Origin of the sequence: Sideroxydans lithotrophicus ES-1 (assembly GCF_000025705.1) — a bacterium.
Classification (GTDB): Bacteria; Pseudomonadota; Gammaproteobacteria; order Burkholderiales; family Gallionellaceae; genus Sideroxyarcus; species Sideroxyarcus lithotrophicus.
Genome location: NC_013959.1, coordinates 2369844 through 2396778 on the forward strand (window position 1 = coordinate 2369844; position 26935 = coordinate 2396778).

At 58.3% G+C, this 26935-nt stretch carries 26 protein-coding genes and 1 tRNA gene; 5 read left to right on the forward strand and 22 right to left on the reverse strand.

Annotated elements, in window-relative coordinates:
• Positions 1-40 precede the first annotated feature (40 nt).
• Positions 41-847, forward strand: coding sequence for a DUF3014 domain-containing protein (locus SLIT_RS11710; RefSeq protein WP_013030468.1), 807 nt, complete (start codon positions 41-43; stop codon positions 845-847).
• A gap of 24 nt (positions 848-871) precedes the next feature.
• Here the strand turns inward: SLIT_RS11710 and SLIT_RS11715 are convergent, their stop codons facing one another.
• The 16 genes from SLIT_RS11715 to SLIT_RS11790 form a co-directional block, all read right to left on the reverse strand.
• Positions 872-2788, reverse strand: a complete 1917-nt coding sequence (locus tag SLIT_RS11715) for a nitric oxide reductase activation protein NorD (RefSeq protein ID WP_223293797.1) — start codon at positions 2786-2788, stop codon at positions 872-874.
• Between the two features lie 101 nt (positions 2789-2889).
• Complete coding sequence (locus tag SLIT_RS11720) at positions 2890-3696, reverse strand: CbbQ/NirQ/NorQ/GpvN family protein (RefSeq protein ID WP_013030470.1); 807 nt, start codon at positions 3694-3696, stop codon at positions 2890-2892.
• 123 nt (positions 3697-3819) lie between these two features.
• Positions 3820-4209: a YchJ family protein gene (locus SLIT_RS11725; RefSeq protein ID WP_013030471.1), complete on the reverse strand. Its 390-nt coding sequence runs from the start codon at positions 4207-4209 to the stop codon at positions 3820-3822.
• Between the two features lie 45 nt (positions 4210-4254).
• Positions 4255-4632 carry an HIT family protein gene (locus tag SLIT_RS11730; protein WP_013030472.1) on the reverse strand — a complete coding sequence of 126 codons (378 nt, stop codon included), beginning with the start codon at positions 4630-4632 and terminating at the stop codon, positions 4255-4257.
• Between the two features lie 21 nt (positions 4633-4653).
• Positions 4654-5643, reverse strand: coding sequence for a serine/threonine protein kinase (locus SLIT_RS11735; protein ID WP_013030473.1), 990 nt, complete (start codon positions 5641-5643; stop codon positions 4654-4656).
• Positions 5644-5730: 87 nt separating this feature from the next.
• The gene (locus SLIT_RS11740) at positions 5731-6300 is read right to left on the reverse strand and encodes a DUF1415 domain-containing protein (RefSeq protein WP_013030474.1); all 570 of its coding nucleotides are present in this window, start codon (positions 6298-6300) and stop codon (positions 5731-5733) included.
• Positions 6300-7700: a DEAD/DEAH box helicase gene (locus SLIT_RS11745; protein ID WP_013030475.1), complete on the reverse strand. Its 1401-nt coding sequence runs from the start codon at positions 7698-7700 to the stop codon at positions 6300-6302. Before SLIT_RS11745 ends, SLIT_RS11740 begins: the two co-directional genes overlap by 1 nt.
• Positions 7701-7860: 160 nt before the next feature.
• Complete coding sequence (gene ychF / locus SLIT_RS11750) at positions 7861-8952, reverse strand: redox-regulated ATPase YchF (protein ID WP_013030476.1); 1092 nt, start codon at positions 8950-8952, stop codon at positions 7861-7863.
• A gap of 74 nt (positions 8953-9026) precedes the next feature.
• Positions 9027-9605 (reverse strand): aminoacyl-tRNA hydrolase, encoded by a 579-nt coding sequence (gene pth / locus SLIT_RS11755; RefSeq protein WP_013030477.1) that lies wholly within the window; start codon positions 9603-9605, stop codon positions 9027-9029.
• Between the two features lie 57 nt (positions 9606-9662).
• Positions 9663-10325: a 50S ribosomal protein L25/general stress protein Ctc gene (locus SLIT_RS11760; protein WP_013030478.1), complete on the reverse strand. Its 663-nt coding sequence runs from the start codon at positions 10323-10325 to the stop codon at positions 9663-9665.
• 85 nt (positions 10326-10410) lie between these two features.
• Entirely contained in the window at positions 10411-11358 is a 948-nt protein-coding gene (locus tag SLIT_RS11765; RefSeq protein WP_013030479.1) for a ribose-phosphate pyrophosphokinase, read from the reverse strand.
• Between the two features lie 58 nt (positions 11359-11416).
• Positions 11417-11491: transfer RNA gene (locus SLIT_RS11770), tRNA-Gln, on the reverse strand.
• 41 nt (positions 11492-11532) lie between these two features.
• Positions 11533-12414, reverse strand: a complete 882-nt coding sequence (gene ispE / locus SLIT_RS11775; RefSeq protein WP_013030480.1) for a 4-(cytidine 5'-diphospho)-2-C-methyl-D-erythritol kinase — start codon at positions 12412-12414, stop codon at positions 11533-11535.
• The gene (lolB, locus tag SLIT_RS11780; RefSeq protein ID WP_013030481.1) at positions 12411-12962 is read right to left on the reverse strand and encodes a lipoprotein insertase outer membrane protein LolB; all 552 of its coding nucleotides are present in this window, start codon (positions 12960-12962) and stop codon (positions 12411-12413) included. Before lolB ends, ispE begins: the two co-directional genes overlap by 4 nt.
• The gene (locus SLIT_RS11785; protein ID WP_049871004.1) at positions 12962-14710 is read right to left on the reverse strand and encodes a tetratricopeptide repeat protein; all 1749 of its coding nucleotides are present in this window, start codon (positions 14708-14710) and stop codon (positions 12962-12964) included. Before SLIT_RS11785 ends, lolB begins: the two co-directional genes overlap by 1 nt.
• A 168-nt stretch (positions 14711-14878) precedes the next feature.
• Positions 14879-16435, reverse strand: a complete 1557-nt coding sequence (locus tag SLIT_RS11790; RefSeq protein WP_013030483.1) for an efflux transporter outer membrane subunit — start codon at positions 16433-16435, stop codon at positions 14879-14881.
• 343 nt (positions 16436-16778) lie between these two features.
• On the opposite strand from SLIT_RS11790, the gene SLIT_RS11795 reads away from it, so the two are divergent.
• Genes SLIT_RS11795 through mutM form a run of 4 tightly spaced genes read left to right on the forward strand, consistent with a single transcriptional unit; the run spans position 16779 to position 20403 of the window.
• Positions 16779-17516: an ABC transporter ATP-binding protein gene (locus SLIT_RS11795; protein ID WP_013030484.1), complete on the forward strand. Its 738-nt coding sequence runs from the start codon at positions 16779-16781 to the stop codon at positions 17514-17516.
• Positions 17513-18259, forward strand: a complete 747-nt coding sequence (locus tag SLIT_RS11800; RefSeq protein ID WP_013030485.1) for an ABC transporter permease — start codon at positions 17513-17515, stop codon at positions 18257-18259. The genes SLIT_RS11795 and SLIT_RS11800 overlap by 4 nt, the downstream gene beginning before the upstream one ends.
• On the forward strand, positions 18256-19584 hold the full coding sequence (locus SLIT_RS11805; protein WP_013030486.1) for a GldG family protein: 1329 nt from the start codon (positions 18256-18258) through the stop codon (positions 19582-19584). The genes SLIT_RS11800 and SLIT_RS11805 overlap by 4 nt, the downstream gene beginning before the upstream one ends.
• Before the next feature lie 3 nt (positions 19585-19587).
• On the forward strand, positions 19588-20403 hold the full coding sequence (gene mutM / locus SLIT_RS11810) for a bifunctional DNA-formamidopyrimidine glycosylase/DNA-(apurinic or apyrimidinic site) lyase (protein ID WP_013030487.1): 816 nt from the start codon (positions 19588-19590) through the stop codon (positions 20401-20403).
• 1 nt (position 20404) lies between these two features.
• Here the strand turns inward: mutM and SLIT_RS15365 are convergent, their stop codons facing one another.
• The 6 genes from SLIT_RS15365 to SLIT_RS11840 all read right to left on the reverse strand — a co-directional run bounded on the left by SLIT_RS15365 (position 20405) and on the right by SLIT_RS11840 (position 26902).
• Positions 20405-22687, reverse strand: a complete 2283-nt coding sequence (locus SLIT_RS15365) for a bacteriohemerythrin (RefSeq protein ID WP_190272133.1) — start codon at positions 22685-22687, stop codon at positions 20405-20407.
• Positions 22688-22902: 215 nt separating this feature from the next.
• Entirely contained in the window at positions 22903-23157 is a 255-nt protein-coding gene (locus tag SLIT_RS11820; protein WP_013030489.1) for a YfhL family 4Fe-4S dicluster ferredoxin, read from the reverse strand.
• Between the two features lie 11 nt (positions 23158-23168).
• Positions 23169-23645: a pantetheine-phosphate adenylyltransferase gene (gene coaD / locus SLIT_RS11825; RefSeq protein ID WP_013030490.1), complete on the reverse strand. Its 477-nt coding sequence runs from the start codon at positions 23643-23645 to the stop codon at positions 23169-23171.
• Positions 23642-24181 carry a 16S rRNA (guanine(966)-N(2))-methyltransferase RsmD gene (gene rsmD, locus SLIT_RS11830; RefSeq protein ID WP_013030491.1) on the reverse strand — a complete coding sequence of 180 codons (540 nt, stop codon included), beginning with the start codon at positions 24179-24181 and terminating at the stop codon, positions 23642-23644. The genes coaD and rsmD overlap by 4 nt, the downstream gene beginning before the upstream one ends.
• Positions 24178-25548 carry a M16 family metallopeptidase gene (locus SLIT_RS11835; RefSeq protein ID WP_013030492.1) on the reverse strand — a complete coding sequence of 457 codons (1371 nt, stop codon included), beginning with the start codon at positions 25546-25548 and terminating at the stop codon, positions 24178-24180. The genes rsmD and SLIT_RS11835 overlap by 4 nt, the downstream gene beginning before the upstream one ends.
• A complete protein-coding gene (locus tag SLIT_RS11840) occupies positions 25538-26902 on the reverse strand; it encodes a M16 family metallopeptidase (protein ID WP_013030493.1) in 1365 nt (454 codons plus the stop codon). Before SLIT_RS11840 ends, SLIT_RS11835 begins: the two co-directional genes overlap by 11 nt.
• Between the last annotated feature and the right edge of the window lie 33 nt (positions 26903-26935).

Sequence of the window (26935 nt, forward strand, 5' to 3'; positions counted from 1 at the left end):
TTGTTGCTCGTATTTATGTATCCAGAACCGGAGAATGAACATGAATAAGAAATTGTTGTTTGCGATCGCCACACTGATCTTGCTGGGAGGCATTTATGCTGCTTACCAGTATTGGCAAAACAGCCATCCCGCGCCCGAGACGAAACAAGCACAGCTTCCTCCTCCGCCTCCGGCAGCGCCGCCGGAACCGCCTGCACGCCAGGTGATCGAAACGCCGCCTGCCGCCCCGCCTTTGCCCAAACTGGAGCAAAGCGACAGTTTCGCGCTCGATGCGATCTCAGGCCTGGTGGCCAATGGATCGTTGATGAAACTGATCCATGCGCAGCGACTGATAAACAATATCGTTGCCACCATCGATAATCTTCCCCAGCAGCGAGTGCCCGCAAATATCATGCCGTTCGATCCCCCTTCAGGGCACTTTGTCGTAACCAGCAGCGGGGCCGACCTGACCATCAATTCAAGGAACGCGAATCGCTATGCATCCTATGTGAGCCTCGCCGGGGCAGTGGATGCAAAACAACTGGTTGAACTGTATGTCCGCCTGTATCCGCTGTTTCAGCAGTCGTACGAAGAGCTTGGTTACCCGAAGAGATATTTCAATGACCGGTTGATCGAGGCGATAGACGACCTGCTGGATACGCCGGACGTCAAGGAGCCGATCCAGCTGGTACAGCCAAAGTATTTCTATCTTTATGCCGATCCCGACTTGGAGGCGAGCTCTATCGGCCAGAAGATCATGATCCGGTTGGGCAGCAAGAACCGGAAGATAGTGAAGAACAAGTTGCTTGAGATCAAACAGGAGCTCAGCCAGCACATGCAAGACATCAAGGCCGGCAAGGCAGACTGAATGCGAACGGATCAGCCCGGAGACTCAGCGGGTAAGTGCCGCATAGAGCAGCAGCATCTTCTCCGGCAAGCTGCGGACATGGTCGACCACCATGTAGTTCCTGGCGCCGAAAATGCGGGACACGTATTCATCGGCGCGAGGGTCGAGGCTCATGCAAAAGGTGTTGATGCCATTGCGGCCTGCACCCTCGACCGCCTTTTTCGTGTCGCTGAGCAGGTATTCCGTTCCGCGCACATCGATATCGTCCGGCGCCCCGTCGGTGATCAGTATCAATAGTTTCTTGCGCGACTGCTGTCTGTTCAGATGATGGGTGGCATGGCGTATCGCCGCCCCCATGCGGGTGGCACGCTGGCCGGTCATGCCGGCGAGCCTGGCCTTGGGCAGATCGTCGTAAGGCTGATCGAAATCCTTCAGCCGGTAATACTCGACATTGTGCCGGCTTTCGGAACAGAAACCGTGGATGGCGAATGGATCGCCGACCGTTTTGATGGCATCCGCAAACAGCACGCAAACCTGCCGGGTAAGTTCGAGCACCGTATGTTCCTGCCCCTGAACCTTCTCGTTCGTCGATTTTGACAGATCCAGCAGCAGCAATACCGAGATGTCGCGTGTCTTCCGCATTGAGCGCATCATGATCCGCGCGTCCGGCTGCAAACCGGACCGGATGTCGATCTGGGCGCGGATGGCGGCGTTGATATCGATGTCGTCGCCCTCCTCCAGCTTCCTGATGCGATGCACCCCGCCATACCGGATGGCATTGAGCAGGGTCTTCATGCGCGACAACAGGTCGTTGTTCTGCTCGATGATGTGATCGACCACTTGCAGATCCCCTGTCTGCGGCTTCATTTCACGCACGGTCACCCAGGATTCGGTCTCGATCTGGCTGCGGAAATTCCATTCCGGATACGAGTAGGTTTCCGTAGCGGCATGCCTGATTTGCGGTTTGTCGGATACCAGCTTCGAGATCTTCCTGGCAGCTTCGTCGGATTCGGGATCTGCGGCGATCTCGTCATGCTCTTCGATTCCCGGCCTGCTTTCCTCAGCGAAGAGGAATTTGGAATCATAAAAAGTGATGGGCGATTTCTTTTTTCCGCCGGAACCGAACCTGGCGAATTCCCATATGGAGAAATATTTCGATTCGAAAAATGTGGAAGGGGCCAACGGCTCCTTGCCGGCATCTGGTTGCGGCAACTCCCACAGAAAGCGGTTATCGTCACGGTAGGCTGCGCTGTGTGTGCTCGTGAGGATATTGAGCCTGATCTTCTTTTTCTGCAGCTCCTGCGCCAGAGCCAGGCCGATGTCACGGGCAATCTCCTCGTCCTGCAGATCGCCCACCGTCGCGAACAGTTCGCGTCCCTGCCCGATCCAGGGATCCTCGTCCACATAGTCCTCGTCCAGCAAGGCACGCGCAAGGCGCGCCAGGTAATCGCCACTCGTCCGGCTTTGTCCGGGCGAGGCCGAGTGCTGTGTGCTCCACAGTTTCTTCAAGCCGGGGAATCTGCGTATCGCCAGCGCTTCCACGCGCGCATCCTCGATCGTGCCAATCAGCGCCTCTTGCAATTCATCGAAGTTCTTTGCAGGGAGGCGTTGCTTCGAATAAACGATGTGCGCCGATGCATGGGCTGCCGCAGCACGGTAGATATCCAGACCGGGGACAGTATCTCCTCCGTCCAACGGGATATCCCGATAGACATTGGGCAAATGGATGCAACCATCCTTGATGAAAGGCGTTTGTCCCGTTCGGTCATCGACATCGCCGGCGCGCGGCTGGATGGCAAAATCGAAATCCCACAAGGCGCGCAGATAGATGCCGATGCGGCGTTGAACATCGACGAGCTTTGTTCTCTGAAGATTCTGCTGCAAGGCAGAGGGAGACTTCCCGGCAGACGATGTCAGGTAGTTGTGCAGCTTTTGCGCAAAGTGGCTGAAAGCGGAGTTCATGCTTGAATCAAATTCGGGCCAGAGCGGATATCCGGTGCAAAGGGCATCGCGCATACCTCATCGTTGTTCGTCGCCCGCATCGTGATCGCCTTGATCGACGTCTATCCGAAGAAGGTCGTCACCGCCGCATCGAGCGCATCGCGCATGTCCGGGTCGTCCGTGATCGGTGCCGCAAGGGCGACGCGGCAGGCCCGTTTTGCCTCGACATTGTTGGCAATGAGGTTGCCTGCGTAGATCAACATCCGGGTTGAGATGCCTTCATCCAGGCCGTGGCCTTTCAGGTTGCGCGCCATTTTTGCGATCGAGACCAGCTTGCCCGCGATCTCGCGCGGCACGCCCGTCTCATGGGACACGATCTCTTCCTCGATCGCGGGTTCGGGATATTTGAAGTCGAGCGCACCGAAACGCTGCTTGGTGGACTGCTTCAGGTCCTTCATTACACTCTGGTAGCCGGGGTTGTAGGAGATCACCAGCTGGAAATCGGGATGCGCGCTCACCAGTTCGCCGGTCTTTTCCAAAGGCAGGACCCTGCGGTTATCGGTGAGTGGATGGATCACCACGGTGGTGTCCTGGCGCGCCTCGACGACCTCATCGAGATAGCAGATGGCACCGAAACGTGCCGCGATGGTGAGCGGTCCGTCCTGCCAGCGTGTGCCGTTGGCGTCGAGCAGGAATCTTCCCACCAGGTCGGATGCGGTCATATCCTCATTGCATGCGACGGTGATCAGTGGCTTCTGCAGCTTCCAGGCCATATATTCGATGAACCTGGTCTTGCCGCAACCGGTCGGACCTTTCAGCATCATCGGCATGCGCACGGAATAGGCCGCATCGTAAACGGCGATCTCGTCCGAGACGGCCCGGTAGTAAGGTTCCTTGTCGATGCGATATTGGCTGATGACGTCTTTCATTGTCTTTCCTTTAACAATCAACTGTATTGCTCATTTGCAGCGTTCCTGCGGCGAGAATCATTTTCTCAAAATCGACATAAAGAAAACGTGAAACTCACTGGCATGCTGCCGCCACATCTTTCGTTAGCCGACATCCCCATCCAGATAGAACCACTGCCCTGTCTCCCGCACGAAACGGCTGACTTCGTGCAGCCGGTATGCACGACCTCCCACCTTGTAGCGCGCGACGAATTCGACAATGGCATGGTCGGCATCCTGCTGTTCGCAGCGTTTGACTTCCAGACCCAACCACTTGGTCGGCACATCCTCCGCCAGGCCCAGTGATGCAGGCCGCGCGGATGCATGCCAGGTCGCCAGCAGGTAGTCCTCGCGCAACATGGCATAGGCGGTGTAGCGCGAACGCATCAGGGCTTCGGCAGTAGCGGCAATTTGGCTGCCATCCAGATAAGCGGCGCAGCAAGCGGAAAATGATTTTTTGCTGCCGCAGGGACAAAGGGTAACTTGGTTCTTCATTTCAACGGATGTGTTCCTGGATGTGCCGGTCTGCAGCTCCGCTCCTCAATATGCCTGCCTGGATGGAATCACTCCGCGCACGCCGCCGCGGGGATTGTCCATATCGCCCCGATAGCGCGGAATGAGGTGCAGATGGACATGCATGATCGTCTGCCCCGCCACCTCGCCCACGTTGATGCCGACGTTGTAACCCGCGGGGGCATACTGACCATCAAGGTGATGTTTCGCCTTGTCGAGCAGCGACAACAGCGCATTCTTCTCCGCCTCGGTAGTGAGGAAGAAGTCAGCGATATGACGCCTGGGAATGATGAGCAAGTGGCCGGGGTTGACCGGAAACTTGTCCGGTTTGGCATATGCCAGCTCATTCTCGAACAGGATGCCATCGGGCTTGCAGAATGGACAATTGTCAGCGTGGTCGCTCATTGCGGTCTCCATTCTGCCGAGTCAGTTTTGCCACAGCGGAGGCTCTTCCATCAACGCGATCTGCTCGCGCAATTCCAGGATGCGGTCCTGCCAGTAACGCTGCGTGTTGAACCACGGGAAGGCATGCTTGAATGCCGCATCGTCCCAACGCTTGGCCAGCCACGCGGAATAATGGATCAGCCGCAGCGTCCGCAATGCTTCGATGAGATGCAATTCGCGCGCATCGAATTCACAGAAATCCTCGTAACCGGCCAGCACATCGCCCATCTGCCGTATCCGATCTTCGCGTTCGCCGGAAAGCAGCATCCACAGATCCTGTACCGCCGGCCCCATGCGGCTGTCGTCGAAATCGACGAAGTGGGGGCCATCATCCGTCCACAACACGTTGCCCGCATGGCAATCGCCGTGCAGGCGCAAGTGCTTTACATCACCCGCCCGGTCGAAGCAATGGCGCACGCCATCGAGCGCCTGCTGCGCCACGCTGCGATAGGCTGCGTCGATATCCGCCGGAATGAAACCATTTGCCAGCAGGAAATCGCGCGGCTCGATGCCGAACGTCTCGATATTCAAGTCGGGGCGATGCTGGTAGTCCCTGACCGCACCGACGGCATGGATGCGCCCGAGGAAGCGGCCCAGCCATTCCAACGTGTCGCGGTCTTCGAGTTCGGGAGCGCGTCCGCCGTGTTTCGGGAAGACAGAGAAACGGAAGCCGTCGAACAGATGCAACGTCTTGCCATCGATCACCGAGGCAGGCACGACGGGGATCTCGCGCTCGGCCAGCTCTTGCACGAAGGCATGTTCTTCGAGTATGGCCTCATCCGTCCAGCGTGCCGGACGATAAAATTTTGCCACCAGGGGGGCGCCGTCTTCGATACCTGCCTGGTACACGCGGTTCTCGTAGCTATTGAGCGCCAGCAACCGGCCGTCGCAGCGCAGTCCCACGCTCTCCAGCGCATTCAGCACGCAATCCGGAGTGAGCATGGAAAACGAATGATCGGTTCTGGCATTCATGGAGATAACTATAACTTCATTCACACATCGAGTGTGCTGTTGGCAGCCGCAATGTGCTCCTGGGGGGGGCTTGCTGGAAATTAAGGGTTACTTATCCTTCTGCACTTCGGCCAGCCCCAAGGCGTTCCATCCTTCATGCCCGAGCTTCTGCATGGTCTCGATGTTCTTCTCGAAGATCATCTCGGCTTCCGGGAAGGCGGCCACGGCCTCGTCGATGCTGGCTTCGCGGATCAGGTGCAGCGTCGGATAAGGCGAACGGTTGGTGTAGTTGGTGATGTCGTCCGGCTCGGTGTCCGCAAACTGGTATTGCGGGTGCATGCTGGCGACTTGCAGTTCGCCCGCCAGATCGACTTCCTCCAGCGCTTCGTCCACCACTTCGAGGAAGTCGTTGTAGTCGAGGAAGTCGTTCAGCACGTGCGGATGGATGAGCAGCGTGGTATCGATCTTGTCGCGGCTGGTCTCGGCCAGCAACTCAAGCTCTTGCAATACATCGGCCAACAGATCTTCCGGCGTTTCCGCCGCGCTCACGAAATAGCGGATCTGGTTCTTGATGTGCACGCCCTTGGCGAACGGACACAGGTTGAGGCCGATCACTGCACGTTCAAGCCAGAGCCGGGTGGCGGCGATGGCTTGTTCCTCACTGACGGTGGCGCTCATCAACGACCGCGACCGCCGGAACGATGCTGCGCCGATGATGGCACAGCTCCACGCCCAGCACCGCCAGCCGGTTTCCCGCCTGTGCGCGGCACTCCACCGGGACGGCCTTGCCCGCCACCAGCACGCGGTTGACCGCGGCCTTGTCCGCGACCGCCCTGGCCGCGATTCTGGCCGTTCAGGATCGGTTCCGCCTTGATGCGCGGATCGGGTTCGAAACCGGGCACCTGGACTACAGGTATCTCGCGTTTGATCAGGCGTTCGATGTCATGCAGCAGTTTCTTCTCGTCGATGCACACCAGCGAACTCGCTTCGCCTTCGCTGCCTGCACGTCCGGTGCGGCCGATGCGGTGCACATAGTCTTCCGGTACATTGGGCAGCTCGTAGTTCACCACATGCGGCAATTCGCTGATGTCGATGCCGCGTGCGGCGATGTCGGTCGCCACCAGCACTTGCAGCTTGGCGGTCTTGAACTCGGCCAGCGCGCGGGTACGCGCTGCTTGGCTCTTGTTGCCGTGGATCGCCATCGCGGGGATGCCTTCCTTGTTCAGATGGTCCGCGAGGTTGTTCGCGCCATGCTTGGTACGGGTGAACACCAGCACCTGGAACCAGTTGTGATCCTTGATCAGGTGCGTGAGCAAATTGCGCTTGCGCTCGCGGTCCACCGGATACACGCGTTGCTCGATCAGTTCGTTCGCCTGATTGCGGCGCGCCACTTCGATCAGTGCCGGGTTGTTGAGCAGGCCATCGGCCAGCAACTTGATCTCGTCGGAGAAAGTGGCGGAGAACAGCAGGTTCTGGCGTTGTTTCGGCAGCACCGCAAGCACACGTTTGATGTCGCGGATGAAGCCCATGTCCAGCATGCGGTCAGCCTCGTCCAGCACCAGTATCTCGACATGCGACAGGTCCACGGTCTTTTGCTGCAGGTGATCGAGCAAACGCCCCGGTGTCGCCACCAGGATGTCCACGCGGCCATGCAGCTGCTTGATCTGCGGATTGATGTTGACGCCGCCGAACATCATCATGGATTTGAGCGGCAGGTATTTGCCATAGAGGCGCACGCTTTCCTCCACCTGGGCGGCAAGTTCGCGTGTGGGCGTGAGTACCAGTGCGCGGATGGGTGCACGGATTGAAGAGTGCTTTTCTCGTTCGCCTCCTCTCCCGCTAGCGGGAGAGGATTGAGGAGAGGGCTGCCCGCTAATGGGCTTCTCCATCAGTCGCTGCAACAGCGGCAAGGTGAAGCCAGCGGTCTTGCCGGTGCCGGTCTGGGCGCCGCCCATCAGATCGCCGCCTTTCAGGATGACGGGAATGGCCTGTGCCTGGATGGGAGTGGGTTCGGTGTAACCGCGCTCGGAAACGGCACGGGCGATTTCTTCGGACAGGCCGAGAGATTTGAATGACATATTGTTCTTTCCTGGTACAAACGGCCTGTCGCCCTTGAAGAGCGCCAGTCTGAGGCTGAATGAAGTGGGTGTTACGAACCGGAATCGGCAGCGACAACTAGACTGAAACGATATCGCGGCGCGCAGTGTAACAGAACGCGCCGCTTTCCTGAGCTAATCGTTATACATTGAACAGGAAGTTCATCACGTCGCCGTCCTGCACGACGTAATCCTTGCCTTCCACACGCATCTTGCCCTTCTCCTTGGCGCCCGCCTCGCCGCCGCAGGCGATGAAATCGACGTAGGAGATGGTCTGCGCACGGATGAAGCCCTTCTCGAAGTCGGTGTGGATCACGCCTGCAGCCTGCGGTGCCGTGTCGCCCTTGTGGATGGTCCAGGCGCGCACTTCTTTCACGCCTGCGGTGAAATAGGTCTGCAGGCCAAGCAGGTCGTAGCCGGTGCGGATCAGGCGGTTCAGGCCCGGTTCGTCCAGCCCCAGGTCGGCGAGAAATTCTTTCTTGTCGGCATCATCGAGGTCGGCCAGTTCGGCTTCGATCTTGGCGCACAGCGCAACGACCGGCGCCCCCTCTTTTGCAGCGTGCTCGCGCAACTTGTCCAGATGCGGGTTGTTCTCGAAACCGTCTTCCAGCACGTTGCCGACATACATCGCCGGCTTGACGGTGAGCAGGCACAGCGGCTTGATCAGCAACTTCTCCTCGTCGGTCAAACCGAACGTGCGCGCGGGCTTGCCTTCGTTCAGGTGCGGCAGCAATCGTTCCAGCACGGCCACCAGCTTCTGTGCATCCTTGTCGCCGGACTTGGCCTTCTTGCCGTCGCGCTGAATGGTGCGCTCCACCACCGCGAGGTCGGCCAATGCCAGCTCAGTGAGGATGACCTCGATGTCGGAGATCGGGTCGACCTTGCCGGCCACATGCACCACGTTGGGGTCGTCGAAGCAGCGCACCACGTTGACGATGGCGTCGGTCTCGCGAATATTGGCGAGGAACTGGTTGCCCAAACCTTCGCCTTTGGATGCACCCGCCACCAGACCAGCGATGTCAACGAACTCGACGATGGCCGGCTGCATACGTTGCGGTTTGACGATCTTGGCCAGCTCGTCCATGCGCGGATCGGGTACTTCGACGATGCCGACGTTGGGTTCGATGGTACAGAACGGGTAGTTCTCCGCAGCGATGCCCGCCTTGGTCAGCGCATTGAACAGGGTGGACTTGCCCACGTTGGGGAGACCGACGATACCGCATTTGAGACTCATGATTTTTCCTCTTGAAGAGGATTTAGGATTTAGCAAAACCCCTGCCCCAAATCCTAAATCCCAGTTCCTAAATCCTAGTTTGTGTGCAGCTTCAGCATCGCTGCTTCCATTTTTCCTTCGATAATAAGCGATGCGACGTCTTGCGCACGTTGCATCGCTTCATCGATCAGCACCTGCTCTTCCTTGCGCGGTGCTTTCAATACGTAATTCACTACTTCTGCGCGCTCGCCGGGATGGCCGATACCGATACGCAGGCGCCAGAACTCCTTGGTGCCGAGATGCGCGATGATGTCTTTCAGCCCGTTGTGCCCGCCGTGTCCGCCGCCCAGCTTGAGTTTGGCACCGCCGGGAGGCAGGTCGAGTTCGTCATGCACTACCAGTATCTGGTTGGGCAATATCTTGTAGAACAGCGCCAGTGCAACTACCGCCCGGCCGCTCACGTTCATGAAGGTCTGCGGCTTGAGCAGGTGGACCTCGTGTCCATGCATGGTAGTGCGCGCAACCAGACCGTGGAATTTGTTGTCGGTCCTGAAGTTTGCATTGTGTTCGCGTGCAAGCTCATCCAGCCACCAGAATCCGGCATTGTGGCGCGTCGCTTCATATTCACTGCCGGGATTGCCCAGTCCGACGATGAGTTTGATTGGTTCGCTCATAATGAAAAAACCCGCCACGCATCATTTGATGACATGGCGGGTTGTTCCTGATGCTGATTACTTCTTGGCAGCGGGTGCAGCAGCGGGTGCGGCAGCCGCGGCAGATGCGGCAGCAGCATCTGCGGCAGCGGCGGCTTCTGCTGCTGCCTCAACGTGACCGCGTGGCACTTGCACGGTCGCCACGGCATCGCTTGCATGATGGTGGCCGGCCAATTCCACACCCTTCGGCAATTTGACGTCGGACACGTGGACGGAGTGGCCCAGTTCCAGTCCGGACAGGTCCACTTCGATCGCTGCGGGCAGGTCTGCTGGCAAGCAGACGATTTCCAGCTCGTTCAGCACGTGGCTGATGATGCCACCGCCGACCTTCACCCCAGGAGCGACATCGGCGTTCAGGAAGTGCAACGGCACCTTCATGTGGACCTTCTTCTTGGCATCGACGCGCTGGAAGTCGATGTGCTGCACTTGCTGGCGGAACGGGTGCATCTGGAAGTCGCGCAGCAGTACGGATTGCTTCTTGCCGTCCAGTTCCAGCGACAGGATCGATGCATGGAACGCTTCGTTGCGCAGTGCGTAATACAGTGTGTTGTGATCGAGTTCGATCATGGTTGCTTCGCCTGCACCGTAAACGATGCCGGGGACGCGATTCGTTTTGCGCAGACGGCGGCTCGCACCCGTTCCTTGCGCTTTACGTGTTGTTGCGCTGATTTCGATTGCCATTTTACTTCTCCACTTCTAGTGAAGCACTCCGCGACCAGAGTGCTTCGGGTTGCGCGACTACCGACATGGTAATCGCAAAAAATCCTTAATCCATGAACAGCGAACTGACCGACTCTTCTGCATTGATGCGGCGCATGGTCTCGGCCATCAGTTCCGCCACGCTCAACTGGCGGATGCGCTTGCAGTTGCGGGCTTCTTCGCGCAACGGGATGGTGTCGGTCACCACCAGCTCGTCGATCGCCGATTTTTCCAGACGCTCGATCGCGGGACCGGACAATACCGGATGAGTACAGTATGCGATCACGCGCTCGGCGCCCTTCTCCTTCAGGGCATTGGCCGCCTCGCACAGCGTATTCGCAGTATCCACCATGTCGTCCATGATGATGCAGGTGCGTCCGGCGACATCGCCGATGATGTTCATCACCTTGGCGACATTGGGCTTGGGGCGGCGTTTGTCGATGATCGCCAGGTCGGATTCCAGGCGCTTGGCCAGCGCACGCGCACGCACCACACCGCCCACGTCCGGCGAGACCACCACCAGATTGTTGTAATTCTGTTTCCACACGTCCGACAACAGGATCGGCGCAGCGTAGATATTGTCCACCGGGATATCGAAGAATCCCTGTATCTGATCGGAGTGCAGATCCATGGTCAACAGGCGGTCGACGCCGACGCCGACCAGCATGTCCGCCACGACCTTGGCGGTGATCGCCACGCGCGCGGAACGCGGACGGCGATCCTGGCGGGCATAGCCGAAATAGGGCAATGCGGCCGTGATGCGTGCCGCAGAGGCGCGTTTCAGCGCATCCACCATCACCATCACTTCCATCAGGCTGTCATTGGTCGGCACGCAAGTCGATTGCAGCACGAACACATCCTTGCCACGCACATGTTCAAGAATCTCCACCATCACTTCGCCGTCCGAGAAACGACCAACTGTGGCACGACCGAGATGGATGTGGAGATGCTTCGCTACGTCCTGAGCGAGCTTGGGGTTGGCATTACCGGTGAAGACCATCATGTCGCCGGACATGGGCACCTCGCAAAATTAAAATGGGCGCGCACGCCCATCAAGACCTGATTGAAAAATCTGGCTGGGGAGGTAGGGATCGAACCTACGAATGTCGGAATCAAAATCCGATGCCTTACCACTTGGCGACTCCCCAAAAACTCTCAGAAGCCGTTTAAAACCAATGCGCTCATCGTTCTAAACTGCCTCAGATACTGCAAAATCTTTCAGCGGATGCTGTTGCAAACCTTGCGCGACGAATCCGCGCATATTCGGCGGCAACTGCTGCAATACCGCTTGTGCTTCTTTTTCCGTGGCGAACTCGGCAAACACGCAAGCGCCGGAGCCCGTCATCAGTGCAGGGGCGAACTTTGCCAGCCATGCCAGATGTTCGGCCACCTCGGGGTACAACTTGCACGCCACCGCCTGCAGATCGTTACCGAGAACCAAACCATCCGAACGACCCACCCGAAAATCCGGCCCCTTCGGAAGGGCGCGCATTGTCATCGAAATCGTATTTCGTGTCAATTCCGGATGCGTGAATATCTGCACCGTAGGCACATGCACCGGAGGACACAGCACCACATACCAGGCCTCAGGCAAAGGATAAGGCTGCAAACGTTCGCCCACGCCCTCGGCAAAGGCATTCTCGCCGAATACGAACACCGGCACGTCCGCCCCCAGCCTCAACCCCAATTGCATCAGGCGTTCGCGCGACAGATCCAGTCCCCACAAACGGTTCAGCGCCAGCAGGGTGGTCGCCGCGTCCGAACTGCCGCCGCCCAGGCCGCCCCCCATCGGGATGCGCTTCTCCAGCCCGATGTCCACACCCTGCTTGCAGCCGGTTTCCTGTTGCAACAGGCGCGCAGCGCGCACGCACAGATCCTGTTCCGGCGGCACGCCGTCAAGCGCATCCACACGGCGCACGTCGCCATCGGCGCGCAGGGTGTAACGCAGGGTGTCGTTCAGGTCGATGAAACGAAACAAGGTCTGCAACAGGTGGTAACCATCGGCACGGCGGCCGACCACATGCAGGAACAGGTTGAGCTTGGCCGGCGCGGCACACGTCAGCGTATTCACTGCGCTTCCCAATCGTCGATCAGCAGCAGCACCTCCATGTCATCGCGCGTCAGCCTGAGGCGCAGCGGCAGCGCATCCGGCGCGACTGCAGCATAGCGCGTGTAATGTATTTCCCAGCCCTGCTGGCGCAGCACGCTCATCTGGCCGTTCGCATCGCGCTCGATGCTGGATTGTCCATCCGGCGCCGGCAAGCCGGTGACCCAGTAACGCAAGCCCGAGAGTGGCAGCTGCCAACCCAGTTCCTGCTGCATCAAGGTCTCCATATCCTGTGCGGCATGATGTTGGCCGGAGGCGTCCAGCGTCACTGCGTTCGCATCGCGATGGATGCGCGCGACCGTCTGCCCCAATGGCGCAAGAAACAATATCTCGTCTTCTGCCGGACTGTGCACCCAGCGTACGCCTGCGCTTTCGCGCTGTTCGCCATGTTTGAAGGCTACGCGGCCGTTGAAGGTGAATGGCGCATCGGGTTGCGCCGGGCGCTGCACTTCCACGGGCGTGGTCGCGCAGCCTGCCAGCAACAAGATCGGCAACCAAAGGAAACGACGCATCAGGGAATGAACCGCTTCATCACCGCCTTGAGCGCTTCGCTGTCGGGATTGGCTTTCGCGCTGTCCGTCCATATCTTGCGTGCGCCGGCTTTATCGCCATGCATCCACATCACCTCACCCAGGTGGGCCGCGATCTCCGGGTCGGGATTCGCCGCAAACGCCCGGTTCAGGAATTTCAGGCTTTCGTCCAGGTTGCCCATCAGGTAATAGCCCCAGCCCATGCTGTCGGTGATCGCCGCGTCGTCCGGCTCGAGCTGGTAGGCCTTCTCCACCAGTTTCATCGCTTCCTTGATGCGAACTTTGCGATCAAGCAGGCTGTAGCCCAGCGCGTTGTAGGCATGCGCATTGTCCGGAGATATCTTCATCAACTTGCGGATCAGCTTTTCGAACAGCTCCACCTTGTCCAGCTTGTCGGCCGCCATCGCTGTCTGATACAGCAAATCAGGATTCTCCGGGAATTTCTTCAGTCCCTCCGCCAGCACCTGATAGCTTGTTTCGTATTTCTTGTTCTCGCGCAGCAACTGCGCATCGATCATGATCAACTGCACGCGTTGTTCATCGTTCTTGGCCACCGCACGGTGCAATGCATCCAGCGCCTCGTCCAGCTTGCCTGCCTTGTCCAATAACGCGACCTCGCGCAGGCGGGCGGCATAGCCATATTCGCCCTCCTTCACCAGACGGTAATGCTCCAGAGCAGCCGCATCGTCTTTTCTTGCCTCGTTCAGCTGGGCGAGATAGTAATGCACCGTGCTCTCATCCCTGCCGCCCTTGTTGAGTGCCTGCTGCAGCTCCTTCTCGGCGCGGTCGTATTCGCCCATCTGCATGGAGATCAGCGCCACGGCAAAAGCCAGGTCGGGACTGTCGGGTCGATCGTCGAGCAGGCGCTGGAACTCGTCGCGTGCAGCGGCGAATTGTTTCTGGTTGAGCAGCGCACGAGCGTAGTACAGGCGCAGCTCCCTGTTTTCCGGATGTGCATCCAGAAACTTCTTCAGCAGATCCAGCCCTTTTTGCGGCTCGCTGTTCAGATACAACTGAGCTTCGAACACCGCCGCCACATCCCAGTCCGGGCGCAAGGTCACAGCCCTGTGTATTTCCGCCAGCGCCAGGTCCTGCTTCCCTGCCGCCGCTGCAGCTTGCGCCACTGCCCAATGCCCTTCCGCCACATCGGGGTACGGATGGGTCACTGCTATCGTCCAGGCCAGGATGGCGGATTTGTCCTGCGTGCCATGGGCGGCCATCGGATAGGTACTCGTGAATGTGCGCCCTGCGCTTGCCGGGTCGGCCCGCAGCACCTCATCCAGAAGCGGGCGAGCCTCCTGCAGCTTGCCGCCGCTCAGCAACAGGGAAAGGTACAGCTGTTTCGCCAGCGGCGAGGCGGGTTCCAGCTCTTCCCACAACTTGAAGGATTCCACCGCAGTGTCGTAGTCGCGTGACTCGTATGCCAGTTGCGCGGCACGCCTGGCCACACGCGGATCGCGCGTTGTCTTGGCCAGATCGAGATAGGCTTGTGCCGCCAGTTTCGGCTGGTTGCGTTGTGCTGCGATATCGCCCAGCAGGAATTCGTACAGCATGTTGTCGGTCATCGCTACCTTGGGCAAGGCAAGCTTGGGCGTTTCGACGATCTGGTCCAGACTCGCCCGGCTGGCTGGAGTCGGCGTAGTGGCGGCAACCTGTTGCGGCGCGTGTGCACATGCGGCCAGCAATGGGATAAGTGCGAGGGCAAAATTGCGTCTGGGAAATTTCATCATATCGACTTGTCTGTGGCAGGGTGACATATTAGCCGAACTCTACCCGTATCGGGCAACGCCTTACTCGGCAGTAAGCGGCTGCTCGCCCTTGATGCGCCGTTCTTCGGAGAATGCAGGCGAAGCCGTAACAAGCTAAAGCTAAATCAACTTCGACAATCAGGATTGAAATTATTTCTTCAAGGTTATCCGGTTCTTAACTTTGGCCGGTTTGTCGTAGCCCCACCAGCCGCCGCCCAGCGCTTGAAACAATGCAACCGCGTCGCCAAAGCGGTTGGTTTGGGCCTGCACCAGATTGATGATGGCAAGTTGTTCGTTCTGTTGCGCAACCAGCAAACCCTGGAAATCCACCGAACCTGCTTCATATTGATTGCGCGTCTGTTCGCCCATTTTGCTCGCAACCTGTGCAGCCTTTGAAGCCGCCTTTAAGGCTCGATCGTCGGATTGGATGACGTAAAGGATATCCGCGACGTTCTGCAACGCAGCCATCACCACACTGCGGTATTGCGCGCCCGCCAGAATCAAATCCTGTCTGGCTACCCGCGTTTTGGTGCGCAACGCCGCATTGTCAAAGATGTGATTCGAGCCTTTGGCGGCCAGATCGAAAAAACTGCCTCCGTTCTTGACCATCCATTTCGGTGAAGATGCCATCCCGCCAATCGCGCCAGAAACGGTGAACTGCGGCATCATCCTGGTAATGTTCACGCCGTACCGCGCACTAACTTCATGCAGTTGCATCTCTGCCATACGCACATCGGGACGTTGCTCGACCAGTCTGGACGGCAGACTCAACGGCAATTCTTGCTCCAGATGCAGCCCATCCAGGATGATCGCCTCATCGATATCCTGATCGAGATCGTGATCCATATCCTGGGCAGAAGTGTTGCCTGCCAGCGCATGCATCAGATCGCGCGTCTGCTCCAATTCCTCCTGCAGCGGCGCCAATTCCCGTTGGGCCAGCGCAGAAGTCATCTCCTGCTGCCTCACATCCAGTTCTTTGACATAACCGAGTTTGAGCTGATTGCGCACGATCTCCAGCGCTTGCTGATCGAGACTTACGATCCTGAGTTGAGCCTCGATCTGCGCACGCAACGAAGCTTCCTGTATGGCAGCGGCAACCACGTGGGAGGCAAGCGTGATATAGGTTCCGTCGGTCCGAGCTTGTGCGGATTCCACCTGCCCGTGATTCGCCTCGAACATGTCGGGCATATAGCCCACTGTCAGTTGTACGGCTTGGAAGCTGTAATAAGCCGGGCCTTCGCGTTTTACCCCCCCATTGGAATCGGCCTGAATGACCGGCCCATTATTTTCCTGCCCGGTCGAGCCACTACCAAAGCTGCGGGCCATTTTATTGCGTGAAGGGGGATAACTGGCGCTGACCTTGGGATAGAAAAAACCCTGTTGCGCTGCCGCGTATTCCTTGGCCCGCTGCAACGCAGCCTGCGCAGCTTCGAAATCCGGGTTCGTCTTGAAAGAACGCTTGATCAAGGTATCGAGTTGTGGCGACTGAAACAGCTTCCACCACTCAGCGGAGATATCTTCGGCCGAAACGAATCTCTGCGGCACCCCAAGCTGCACTTTTGCCGATGCGCTCTCCTGCATCGATGATGGCGCCGCATGAGGAGCAGATGAGAGTACTTCAGTCCGCTTGGTAACCAGTCCGGATGTGCAGCCACACAAGGTAGCCAACAGACAAAGCGGTATCAAATTTTTTTGCAGTTTTTTCAAAAACTCACCCTGAAAACCAGTCGAAACATTACCGGGAACAGATGAAACCTGAATAGTGTGGCTTGGGATTCTATCCGAGTTTTGATAAATATCTTGGATATTCTCTCGAACCCAGCAATCACAAGTTCTTCACTCAGCAATAATTTTCATTGGATACACGTATTCCCAAACATCCCCATCTACTGATCCATCCATATGCCATCGATATCGTAACTTACCCAGCAAAGAGATGCGCACCTGTCCAACCACACTGATATGGGAATAACCATCGCAGCTTTGGTGCGGCGCCGGTTATTGGGTTATATTCCGTTCAACCCACACATTTTGAACGCCGCTTTCTGCGATGAATGCTCCCATCACCCTTTCCGCCCATGATCTGACGCGCCGCCACGACAACCGGCTGGTGGTGGACAACGTGTCGCTGGAGTTGCGCCGCGGGGAAGTACTGGGTCTGCTGGGACACAACGGCGCCGGCAAGAGCACCACGCTGCAGATGCTCACCGGCGCATTGCCGCCGCATAGCGGACAGATCACGGTGTGCGATTTCGACTTGCGGGACCAGCCGATGCAGGCCAAGGCCTGCATCGGCTTCCTGCCGGAGCACCCGCCCTTGTACCGTGACATGCGTGTCGACGACTACCTGCTGTTCGCCGCCCGCCTGCACCGCATACCCCCAGCCAAACTCGCCGATGCGCTGGCACTGGCCAAACAGCGCTGCGGTTTGCAGACCAGCGGCAGGAAGATCATCGGCACGTTGTCCAAAGGCTACCAGCAGCGGGTCGGCATCGCGCAGGCCATCATCCACGATCCAGCCGTGGTGGTGCTGGACGAACCCACGGTCGGCCTCGATCCGGCACAGATACGCGACGTCCGCGCGCTGATCCGCGAACTCGGCGACAGCAATAGCGTGATCCTTTCCACCCACCTGCTCAACGAAGTGGAGAGCCTGTGCGACCGTGTGGTCATCCTGCAGAAGGGCCGCCTGATCTACAGCGGCAGCAGTGCCGAGATGCTGTCGAATGGCAATATGGAAGAAGCCTTCCTGCTCATCACCGAAAACGAGGATGCCACCGCATCATGATCCTCACCATCGCGAAAAAAGAATTCCGCAGCCTGTTCGCCGCACCATCCACCTGGTGGATGCTTGCGCTGATGCAGTTCCTGTTCGCCTGGTTCTACCTCGGGCGCATCGACGATTACCTGCGAGTGCAGACGCAAATGGCGCAGCTCGACAATGCGCCGGGTGCGACGATCTCGGTTGCCGCCCCATTGTGCAGCGTGCTTGCATTGATGCTGATGATGCTGGTCCCGCTCTTCACCATGCGCCTCATCGCCGAGGAACGCCGCAACCAGACCTGGGTGCTGCTGCTCACCTCGCCCGTCTCGGCGACGCACATCGTGTTGGGAAAATTCCTCGGCCTGCTGCTGCTGCTCGTGCTCATCGTTGCGGGCAGTGCCGCCATGCTCGCGACCTTGCTGCTCGGCACGCATGCCGACATCGGCCTCATGCTCGCCAACATCCTGGGCGTGCTTCTGCTCGCCGCCAGCTACGCCGCACTGGGCTTGTATTTCTCTGCGCTGAACAAACAGCCCATCATCTCCGCGACCAGCACGCTGGGAGTCTCGTTCGGTCTGTGGCTGATCGAGATGAGCGCCAGCGATAACAGCAGTTTCCTGCGCGCTGTCTCGCCGAATTCGCATTTCCAGAACCTGAACACGGGATTGATCAACAGCGCCGACCTGATCTATTTCACGCTGTTCATCGCCACCCTGCTGTGGCTGACAATACGTCACCTGAACGACGAACGGCGCAACGCATCATGAAACGGTTTTTACCCCTGCTCAAACGGATCGTTACGCTGCTGCTGGTACTGGCGACCGCAGGTGCATTGTTCCAGCTGGCCGCACGCTACCCGGCGCAATGGGACGTCACGCAGAACGCGCTGAACAGCCTGGAACCCGGCAGTGTGGATGCCTTGGCGCTGCTGAAAGGCCCGGTGAAGATCACGGTATATGCCACCGAACGGGATGCGCAAGTCGGCGATATGCGCAAACTGATCCGCGACTTCGTCTCGTTGTACCAGCGCTACAAACCGGACATCTCGCTGAGCTTCGTCGACCCGGTGAAAGACCCGGAAGCGATGCGCAAGGCCTCGATCCAGGGCAACGGTGAAATGGTGGTGGAATATGCCGGGCGCAGCGAGCACATCACCACGCTCAACGAGCAGACGCTCTCCAGCGCCCTGCTGCATCTGGCGCACACCAAGGATCAGCTATTGATGTATCTGAGCGGTCATGGCGAACGCAAGCTGGACGGCATCGCCAACCAGGATCTGGGCGAGCTCGGCAAACGTCTGCAGCAACTCGGTTATCGCACCTCCAGCCTCAATCTGGCGCTGGCGCAGGATGTGCCGTCGAACGTCAGCCTGCTGGTGGTCACCCAGCCGCAAACCAGACTGATGCCGGGCGAAGTGAAAAAACTGCTGCGCTACATCGACAATGGCGGCAACTTGTTGTGGCTGGTGGATGCCGAATCGTTGCGCGGACTGGAGCCGCTGGCCGAGAAACTTTCCCTGACCATCATGCCCGGCATCGTGATCGACCCTGCCGCGCAGGAGATGAATGCGCCGCTCAACTGGGTGCTGGGCGCAGGCTACCCGCCGCATGCCGTGACCCGCAACTTCGACCTTATTACGGTCTATCCCGATGCTCGCGCATTGAGTGTCGAACAGAACGATAGCTGGCAGGCGCACACACTGGTTGAGGGCGCGTCGCGCGGCTGGGTCAGCGATCACGGGATCGGCAAGAGCTTCGACAAGAACCGCGACATCCCGGGACCGGTCAATCTGGCTGTCGCTCTGCATCGCAACATCAACGATCGCGAACAGCGCATCATCGTGGTGGGCAACGGCGCATTCCTGTCCAACGTCTATTCCGGCAACGGCGGCAACCTCGACCTCGGCATCAACATGGTGAACTGGCTGGCAAATGAAGAGCGCCTCATCACCGTACAGCCGCACGCGGCGAAAGACGGCAAGATCGTCCTGAGCAAACGGCAGCTCACCGCGATCAGCGTGACTTTGATCGTCGCATTCCCGCTGCTGCTTGTCGGTGCAGGCGTGTTCCAATGGCGGCGCAGGAAGCGCTAGGCGATGCCCGAATTACCGGAGGTCGAAACCACCCTGCGCGGCATCGCGCCGCATCTCAAGCAACGGCGCATCGTTGATGTCGTCATCCGCAATCCCGACCTGCGCTGGCCCATCCCCGGAAATCTGCCCGAGCTATTGCGCGGCCACATCGTGCAGGATCTGCAGCGTCGCGCAAAGTATCTGCTCATCTCATTCGGTCACGGCACTCTCATCCTGCACCTTGGCATGAGCGGCAGCTTGCGTATCCAGCCACTCGACACCTCCGCAGAGAAACACGACCACTTCGATCTGGTCATGGATAACGGCCAATTGCTGCGTTTGCGCGATCCTCGCCGTTTCGGTGCAGTGTTGTGGCACCAGGGCGATGTCGCGCAACACCCGCTGCTGGCATCGCTCGGTCCCGAACCGCTGCTGGCAGGGTTCGATGCCGACACGCTTTATGCAGCCACAAGGAAGCGCAAAGCGGCGATCAAGCTGGTCATCATGGACAATCATGTGGTGGTCGGCGTGGGCAACATCTACGCCAACGAAGCGCTGTTCCGCGCCGGGATCAGGCCGCAACTGGCCGCAGGCAAGATCAGCAAGGAACGCTGTGCGCGTTTGACCGTGACCATCAAGGAGGTGCTGCGAGCGGCGATCAGGAAGGGCGGCAGCAGCTTGCGCGACTACGTGGATAGCAACGGCAAGCAAGGCTACTTCCAGCAGCATTATTTCGCTTATGGACGGACAGGAGAACCCTGCCGCGTATGCGCAACACCCATCAGGCAGATACGCCAGGGACAGCGCTCGACTTTCTATTGCCCCCGCTGCCAGAAGTGAGTCATTTCAGGCCTTGATGTTGCAAATAGGCAGCCAGCTTCTTGTCGGAAAAAGCGATATGGCTGAGCAGCCAGTCCTTGACTGACTGCAGCACCAGCAGTTCGCGTCCCTCGCTGATCTGCTCCTTGAACCGCTGAGCCTCATTCAGCAGTTGCGCATGCTCCAGTTCATGATCTCTTTGTTCCGGGTAATTGTAGGTGAGCATGTAGCGGTTCTCGGTATCGAAATGGTGCCTGGTCGCCACCAGCAACTCATCCAGCATCTGCTGGATGGACTCCATCGATTCGTCGCGTTTCAATGCTTCGTTCAGGCGATTGACCAGATAGGCCAGGTTGCGATGCTGTTCGTCGATCTCGCCCACACCCACCAGCATGCTTTCATCGAAGAGGAACCACTGGGATTCACTGCCAAGTGAAGACTTGCCTCTGTAAAACGTATAGGTGTTCTTGCCGTGGCGCTTGCTCTCGTACATCGCCTGATCGGCCGCAGTCATCAGATTGTCCATCGCGCTGCCATGGTCGGGATAGATGCTGATGCCCACGCTTGCACCCACGGTGCACTCGCGCCCGTCTGAAAGCGTGATGCTCTGGGCGAACGCCTGCACGATCTTCTCCGCCACGCCTTTTGCCTGTAGCGGATCATCCAGGTTCCCCAGGATGATGGCGAATTCGTCCCCGCCAAAGCGCGCCACCGTGTCCACTGCGCGCACACAGGCCAGGAAACGCTGGGCCGCCATCTTCAGCACATTGTCCCCCGCCTCGTGTCCATACAGGTCATTGACTGCCTTGAACCCATCCAGATCGGCGAACAGCAACGCCACATATTTGGCATCGCGCTTGGCCTGCGACATGGCTTGCGCCAGGCGGTCGAACAACAGGGCACGATTGGGCAGGCCGGTCAGCTTGTCGTGATAGGCCATGAAGTTGATGGTCTTTTCCGTCAGCTTGCGCTCGGTGATGTCCTGGATGGCGCTGATGACAAACTCTGGCACTCCCTGTTCATCACGCACCAGTTTCACCTGCACGCTTCCCCACAGCACCTTGCCATCCTTCTGAAGGTAGCGTTTCTCGATCTTGAAATCGGAAATCTCGCCGGCGAGCATCTGTTTCACCAGCGTAGCACCGGGTTCCATATCGTCGGGATACGTGACCTGCTGCCAGTCAAGGTGTTTGGAAGAGACTTCGTCCCTGCTGTAGCCGAACATGTTGCACCATGCATCGTTGACTTCGATGAACTCACCCGTGAGCGAGTTGCGCACCATCGGCAACGCAGTATGCTCGAAGGCAGTGCGGAAACGCTTTTCGCCTTCCATCTTCAATGCATCTGCCCGAACCCGTTCTTTCAGAATGGCCGCTTCTGCTTCCGCCAGATCGCGCCGGCGCCATTGCCGGAACCAGGCGGCAATCAGTCCCGACGTGAACAGGAACAGCAATCCTGCCAGCCATCGGACCTGATCGACCATCCGGTAGGCCTCTGCTTCGTCTATCTTGGAGACCAGCACCCATGGCGTTCCTGCGATTTCACCGGCGTAAGAAAATACCGGCCGCCCCCGATGGTCGTTCGCCCCCTCGATCAGTCCCTGCTTGCCGCGCAGCGCGATGGCAACCGCCAGTCCTGGCGTACTCAAAGGCAACCGGTAACCCAATGGCGGATCGTCACGATCGCGCAGCTGGTTCAGATACAGAACGTCATTGCCTTCTGCGCGCACCAGTTGTGTATCTGCCGTCTCGCTCCCACCGGGCCTGCTATCCACCAGAGGCAACAGATAACTCGCAGGATCCTCGACCAGATAGACCGCTCCTGCGTAGCTCAAACCTTCATGCAACGGGCTGATGAACCCCATTTCGACGGCATTGGATGGGGGCCGATCACGATGCAGATCGACGAATCTGAATTGGCCGGACTCGACGGCACGCCGTGCTTCAATTCCGATCTCTTTATCGTCAGCAAACAGATCCCCGACGTTCAACAGCACGCGGCCGGTTGAGTCGTATAGCACGATGGCACGGAAATGATGGGCATTCAGAAATGACTGCAGGCGATCGACGATGAGCCTGCGCCTGACCGGATCTTTGGCCCCACCGCGGATCCAGCGTATCGCCTCGCGGGAAAAGAATGAATTGTCGGAAAGTGTTTTTACATCGGATTCGTGCTCGTGCAGCCAATCGCCGATCTGGCTGGCCTTGATGGAACCGATCGCCACAACGTTCTGCTGAGCAACATTCTTTAGTCCGGCACGCAAGTTACTGAACAGATGATCACCCATCAGCAAAGCAACGATCACCAAAATCACAAAGGCCGATATTGGATAGATGGCAAAATGATCTGAGCTTGACCTGCCGCTTTGAGAGTCCATGTAGACTTTTATCGTTGTTATGAGGTACCAGATCCTCCGGGGTCAACATTACACTGGTCCAGCATGGATTTGAAGCATCGCAAAGACAAAAGCCCGCAGCTAATGCGGGCTTTAAGTGTGTCGGCAAACGTGATTCTTTCGCTTTACGCCTTGGCAGCCATCAGCTTTTCATACTTGGCCTGCAGCTGCTCCTTGGTTTCCACATGCGCGGGGTCGTGCGGAATGCAGTCGACCGGGCATACTTCCACGCATTGCGGCGTATCGTAGTGGCCTACGCATTCGGTGCACTTGTTGGGATCAATGATGTAAATTGTGTCGCCCTGCGAGATGGCTCCGTTCGGGCACTCAGGTTCGCATACATCGCAGTTGATACATTCGTCAGTAATTATCAGTGACATTTCCACTCTCCTTATCGTTGATATTTTTTTTCCAGTTCCGCCATGACCAGCGGCGAAACGAACTTGCTCACATCCCCGCCGAAACGCGCAATCTCGCGCACGATGCTGGCTGAGATGAAGGTATATTGCTCGGCCGGCGTCAGGAACAGGGTCTCGACATCCGGATGCAGCGCCCGGTTCATGCCCGCCATCTGGAATTCGAATTCGAAATCCGATACCGCACGCAATCCGCGCAATACCACACGGGCATTCTGTGCACGCACGTAGCTCATCAACAGCGTGTCGAAGCCCTCGACCTTGACGTTGTCGAAACCGGCGAACACCTCGCGCGCCATTTCCACCCTTTCTTCCAGCGTGAACAGTGTCGCGCTGCGACTGGCGGCCACGGCCACCACCACTTCGCCGAACAGCCCGGCGGCACGACGCACCACATCCTCATGTCCGCGCGTGATGGGATCGAAGGTTCCGGGGTAAACCACTTTGATCATGCTTGCACACGCTCCAATAGTTGATAATGCACAACGCCAGCTCTGGCGCGCTTGACCACTCGCCAGGCATCGCCCGGATCGAGGACCATCCCGCTTTCCATATATATCTTTCCGTCTTGCGCCAGACTGTTTTCCAACAGCGGAAGTAGTTGGGACAGGAAATCGCTCTTAAAAGGGGGATCGAGAAAGATCACATCGAACAAGCCGTTATCTTGCCGGGCGAATTTTAGCCCATCCTCACAACGCAAGGCTACATTGCCGAGCCCTAATTTTTTGGCATTTGCCTGCAATGACTGGAATACGGGACGGCTGGCCTCGACCAGCAGCACCTGTTCTGCGCCGCGGGAAGCCGCTTCGAAACCCAGTGCACCGCTGCCGGCGAACAGGTCCAGACAGCGTTTGCCATAGAGTGTCTGCCCTAACCAATTGAACAAGGTTTCGCGCACCCTGTCTGGAGTCGGACGCAGTCCCTCGGCATCGGGAAATTCGATCAGGCGGCTGCGGTGCGTGCCGCCAATGATGCGAACCTTGTTTATTTCGCCGCTCCCGCTTTTTCCTCGGACGGTGCCATCTCCGCGCGACCGGTGGTTGGTTGCGGATTTGCTTCAACAGGAGCACCCACGATCACTGTCGCCAATGCATCAGGGTCGATACGGCGCTTGAAGGCATCGTGTATCTGTTTTGTCGTCACCTTGTTCACTTTGTCAGTGAAATCGTCCAGGTAGGTCAGCGGCAGTTCGTAGAAACCGATCACGCTCAAGTAGTCGAGTATTTTCCTGTTGCTGTCGATGCGCAGCGGAAAGCCACCAGTGATGTTCTGTTTGGCAGCACGCAGTTCTTTCTCGGTCACACCCTTATCGATGAAAGTGCGCAGCGTCTCGCGCACCAGGCGCAGCGATTCGTCGGCCTGTTCTTTCTTGGTTTGCAAGCCGATCTGGAATGCGCCCGGTTGCTGCATCGGCATGAAATAGCTGTATACACTATAGGCCATCCCGCGTTTTTCACGCACTTCGTTCATCAGCCGCGAGACAAAACCGCCGCCGCCCAGTATGTAGTTGCCGACATACAGCGGGAAATAATCCTCGTCGTTTCTCGCGATGCCTGGCGTGCCAATCAGGATATGGCTCTGGGTAGCCGGATGGGGAATGCGCTGTTCACTGGGTTTGATACGGATCAACACCGGCGCTATCTGCGCGCTTGCACCTCCCGCAGGCAGATTGGCCGTCAATTGTTGCGCGATGGCTTCGGCCTGCGCGCGCGTCACGTCGCCCATCAAGGCGACCACTGCGTGCCTGGCGCTGTAGTGGTCGTGATAAAAACTTTCCAGTTCGTCGCGCTGTATCTTTTCCACATCGGCGACTTCCATATGCCAGCCATAGGGATGGGCTCCGAACACTGCTTTGCCGAATGCCTTGTCCGCGATGCTCTCGGGGCGCGTCTCTTCCTCTTTCAAGGAAGCGATCAGACGGGCCTTCTCCCGCGTCAGGATAGTCTCGGGAAACAGTGGTTGTTGCAGGCAACTCCCCATGATGTCCAGCGCTGCGTTGCGTTCTGCCGCACTGCTCAACGTGCGCATGGTCAGTCCGGCACGATCCGGATCGAATTGCCCGCCCATCTGTGCGCCGATGTCAGCCAATTTGCGCGAGATATCATCTTCGCTCAAGCCCTGAGCCCCCAGGTCGAGCATGCCAAAGGTGAGGCTGGACACCCCGACCTTGCCCGCGACATCGAAGCCGCTGCCCGCCGGGAATGACACCGCCACATCCAGCATCGGCAGGCCGTGGTCCTCGACGAAGTACACGCGGGCGCCGCTGGGGGCATGCCAGTGCTGGATCTGCGGCGTGGCGAACGCGCCAGTCGCCACGCACAACAGAACTGCCGTAGTAAGGAATCTAGTGAACATGCGCTGCTCCTGCTGGAATATGTTGGGGTCTGCCGGAGAGCGGTTGCGGGTCGAGCGTCGCAACCGTCAACTGGTCATCGTTGAATATCTCACGCGCCACATCCTGCACCTGCTGCGCGGTGACTGCCTGCAACTTTTGCAGCATCACAGGGATATCCTTGTACGAGAGGCCGTCGCTCTCCATCTGGCCGATCTGCATCGCCTGGTAGAACACCGAATCACGCTTGTAGACTTCAGCCGCCATCACCTGCGCCTTGACGCGCTTCAGCTCATCGGCATTCACCCCATCGCGCACCAGCAACGCCATCTGTTCGCGCAAGGCTCGCTCCACATCTCCCACCGTCTTGCCTTCACTGGGCGTGCCTTCGAGCACGAACAGGCCGGGGCCACGCGCCACACTGTCGTAACCCGCATCCACATCGATCGCCACTTGCTGGTCGCGCACCAGCGCTTTGTTCAGCCGCGCAGAACTGTTGCCGTCCAGCACGCCAGCCAGCATTTCCAGGGCATATGGTTTCCAGTCTTTCCCGGCATCGCGCAAGGTCGGCGCGTGATAGGCCATGATCAGATAGGGCAGCTCTGCCGGCGCCTTGACCACGATACGCTGGATGCCGAGCTGTTTCGACTCACCCACCGCTTTGCGAAACGGCAATTTCACGGCAGGTATTCCGCCGTAATAACGCTGTGCAAGCGCAAACACGTCGTCAGCCTTGACGTCGCCAGCGATGACCAGTGTCGCATCATTGGGGGCATACCATGTCTTGTACCAGTTCAATGCATCGGCTGCCGTCATGTTCTGGATATCAACCATCCAGCCGATCACCGGATTATGGTAGGGATGTTCCGGGAACGCCGTCGCCATCAGCTTCTCGTTCATCAGCGCATGCGGGTCATCGTCGGTACGCCAGCGGCGCTCTTCCATCACCACCTTGATCTCTTTGTCGAATTCTTTTTTCGCCATCTGCAGGTTATGCATACGGTCGGATTCCAGGCGCATCGCCAGCGGCAGCCTGGATTTGTGCAACTGCTGGAAATACGCGGTGTAATCGTAGCTGGTAAAGGCGTTCTCCCGTCCTCCTGCCGCCGCGATGATCTTGGAGAACTGCCCGACCGGGACGTCTTTGGTGCCTTTGAACATCATGTGTTCAAGCACATGGGCCACGCCAGTGGTGCCGGTACGCTCGTCCATGCTGCCTACGTGGTACCAGACCTGCTGCACCACCACCGGCGCCCGATGGTCTTCCTTGACGATGACCTTGAGTCCGTTGCCCAACGTCTTTTCATATATGGCATCCGCGTGCGCAACGGACGAAATTTGAAGCAATAGTGCGATGACAATTAATTGGATTCTCATTACCTTATCCCATGGATGCGCAATTCGGCATAA